4 protein-coding genes are annotated in these 2,942 nt (G+C 36.9%); all 4 read right to left on the reverse strand.

Features of this window, described 5'->3' with window-relative positions:
• Nucleotides 1-454: 454 nt before the first annotated feature.
• Nucleotides 455-592, reverse strand: coding sequence for a hypothetical protein (locus ACP5SP_RS07710; protein WP_428067065.1), 138 nt, complete (start codon nt 590-592; stop codon nt 455-457).
• Between the two features lie 65 nt (nt 593-657).
• The gene (locus tag ACP5SP_RS07715; RefSeq protein WP_424587191.1) at nt 658-1,314 is read right to left on the reverse strand and encodes a phosphoribosyltransferase; all 657 of its coding nucleotides are present in this window, start codon (nt 1,312-1,314) and stop codon (nt 658-660) included.
• Between the two features lie 38 nt (nt 1,315-1,352).
• Nucleotides 1,353-1,754 carry a bactofilin family protein gene (locus ACP5SP_RS07720; protein ID WP_416085545.1) on the reverse strand — a complete coding sequence of 134 codons (402 nt, stop codon included), beginning with the start codon at nt 1,752-1,754 and terminating at the stop codon, nt 1,353-1,355.
• A 12-nt stretch (nt 1,755-1,766) separates the two neighbouring features.
• Nucleotides 1,767-2,732, reverse strand: coding sequence for a M23 family metallopeptidase (locus tag ACP5SP_RS07725; RefSeq protein ID WP_428067062.1), 966 nt, complete (start codon nt 2,730-2,732; stop codon nt 1,767-1,769).
• Between the last annotated feature and the right edge of the window lie 210 nt (nt 2,733-2,942).

Below are 2,942 nucleotides of genomic sequence, written 5' to 3' on the forward strand. Positions count from 1 at the left end.
CGGCTTCGGAATGACTGCTTTTTGGTCATCTCGAACGAATGTGAGAGATCTCCGACTTTTTAGGGGGAGTTAGAGGGGGAGAATTTCAAATCCCCCTCTAAATAAGGTATTCCTAGTGGTTTTGCCAATTCGGAATATAACTCGTGCACTATCAGCAAATATGATATTATTAGGAATAGGGGTTGGAAATTTCTTTACTACTGGAAATTCAATATAAACATAGTCTTTATTCTGGATTAAAGCTACATCCGGAGTAAACCGTATTATACAGTTTGCTTGCACCTCTGCAAGAAGTGGATTTACATTAACAAATAGATACTGCACTGACTATATTAATATTTCCATATCCAGCTGGTTCACCTTGAGTGTTTGTGCTTACATAGATTGTTTATGTTTCACCTGTTGTAGGATTTGTAATTTTAGCTTCCGAAGAGATTGATATATAAGCGGGACCTCACAAAACCGCCCCTGTTTTGATGATACTATAGTTAAGACATTTTGATGCAGAAACTGACGATGGATTTGCAAACTGTACCTGCACATAAGCATTATTCCATACACCTTGTGTAGGAGTGTATACTTGAGGAAACACAATACCTCCTTTCAATTTAAACTAATAGTCTTTCTTATATTCCTTCACATATTAGATACCAAAACTCACAAAAAAGTTCCGTCGATTTTTTGGATTTTTGAAAATTCTTTTGATAGTGCTAAATATTTTTTGACTTCGTCATCGCTTAATTGGGAAAATTCATCATAATATTGTGATACTGCAAAGAAATACTTATCTATATGTAATGCAATTACCTTTGAAATCTCGCTTAATTTAAGATAACCCTCATAAGATGAAACAGGTACAGCAACATAAATTTCCTTGGGCTTGTGCTTAAGAATACTTTTAACCCCAACAAACAGTGTTTCCCCAGTTGCAATGCCATCATCCACTATAAGCACAATTTTATCCTTTATACTGCTAAAATCAAAACTTACGCCGTAACCGTCTTTCCTTTTTTTAAGAAGATCAACAGTCTTTCTTATAATCTCTTCTAAATATTCACCTGGTTCAGACTTACCATACTCATTTATTATGTATTCTCCATCAATAGAAACTGCCCCAATTGCAAACTCCTCATTTATGGAAGATGGAATTTTGTGCGAAAATAAAGGGATTATTTCTTTTTTAAACTGTTTTGCAATAGGAAATGCAACTTCAACTCCACCTCTTGGGCATGCAAAAAGAAAATCAAATACTACCCCATTTTCAGAAATTAAATTTGCTAATCTTTCTCCTGCATCAAGCCTGTTTTTAAACATATCTTATCAAAAAAGCCCCAAACGGGGCTCATCTTAAACTATTTTTTCTCCTCATTCTTTGGAGGCTCTGTTATAATTGGTTGTGCTTTTTTTGTTGCGACCTTTCCTTCAACAGAGGCACCTTCTTCTATAGAAACTTTCTCTGCTGTTATATCTCCAATGACGACTGCATGCTCCAAAACTTCAACGCTTTCTTTTCCAATAATATTTCCTTCAACATGTCCTATCACAATGACCTTTCTTCCCTGAATATCACCTTTTACTTTGCCACTTTCTGCAATCGTAATTTCTCCGTTTCCTGATATATTCCCTTCAATTAACCCTTCTACACGCATTACTCCTTCACACTTAACATCACCTTTTATTGCAAGGTCTTTTGCAATTACCGTTTGTGTTGTTGAAACTGCTTCCTTTTGCTCTTCTCTTCTTCCGAATGCCATTATAAAACCTCCTTACTCAAGATATTTAAGTGGATTAATGGCTTCGCCCCAGACTCTTATTTCAAAATGTAAGTGTGGTCCAGTGCATAAGCCTGTGCAACCTTCATATCCTATAACCTCACCCTTTTTAACCTTATCTCCAACTTTCACCGCTATGTCTGAAAGATGCCCATAAACTGTTTCAATGCCATCTCTATGATAAATAATAATCATTTTCCCGTATCCACCAGAATTCCAGCCTGCAAATTCAACCTCACCATCTGCTGCGGCACGAATTGGTGCTCCATAATAACTTGCTATATCAATTCCTTTATGGAATTCCCAGCCACCACCAAATGGGTTTACGCGCCAGCCAAATCCTGAAGTTATCATTCCCTGTAGTGGCCAGTAATCAGGAGTCTGTGCTTTCATAAGGTTAAACTTATAAGCTGTTTCTTGAAGCATGGTAAGTGTTTGCTCTGTTTGGACTGCCTGCTTTGAAGTATCTGCAAGCTCAGTTCTAACCTCTGCATAGGTCTTAGGAAGTTCTGTATAAGATTGTATTTGAGGTTTTGATGAAGGACGTGCAAGGATTGACTCCAAGCTTACAGTCTCTCCACCAAGTTTTAGGGCAGATCGTACATCCTTCTCAAGCTTTCCTAAGGAAAGGACATACTGCTTCAAAGCTTCCACATCTGCCTTCGTTTTCGCAAGTTCATCCTGCAAAGACTGTAAGTTCTTAACATCTTCTGTACTCAAAGAACTTGCATAAACATAAGGTGCTTTTGCATTTGCAAGAAGCTCCCGATAGGAAGCAGCGAAGGAAACTGAAAAAGTAATAATGAGGGCAATTGAAAAAAGAATCGTGTAAATTCTCAATGGTGTTAGGACAATTCTTACAGTTTTACCTTGATAGTGAGGTACAATTATCAGGGTAAAACCGCCTTGCTTCTTTATTTTTTTCTTATTAATTTCATGCCTATGCTTCCACAGGTCCACATTCTCACCTTCTTTCAAAAAAATTCAAAAACCAACCCCTCACACTCAATACCTATAATATGCAAAAACAAAAAATTTCAAAATGCAAGAGGAAGGGCTTTTCAAAGCCCTTCCCATTTAAATCTCAAGTTTCTATGGCTTTGGATAAACAATACTTACTGCTTTTAGTGTTCCATCCCATTTAACATCTGCGCCAAAATTTTCAGATAT

The organism is Caldisericum sp. (assembly GCF_049967455.1).
Taxonomy (GTDB): Bacteria; Caldisericota; Caldisericia; order Caldisericales; family Caldisericaceae; genus Caldisericum; species Caldisericum exile_A.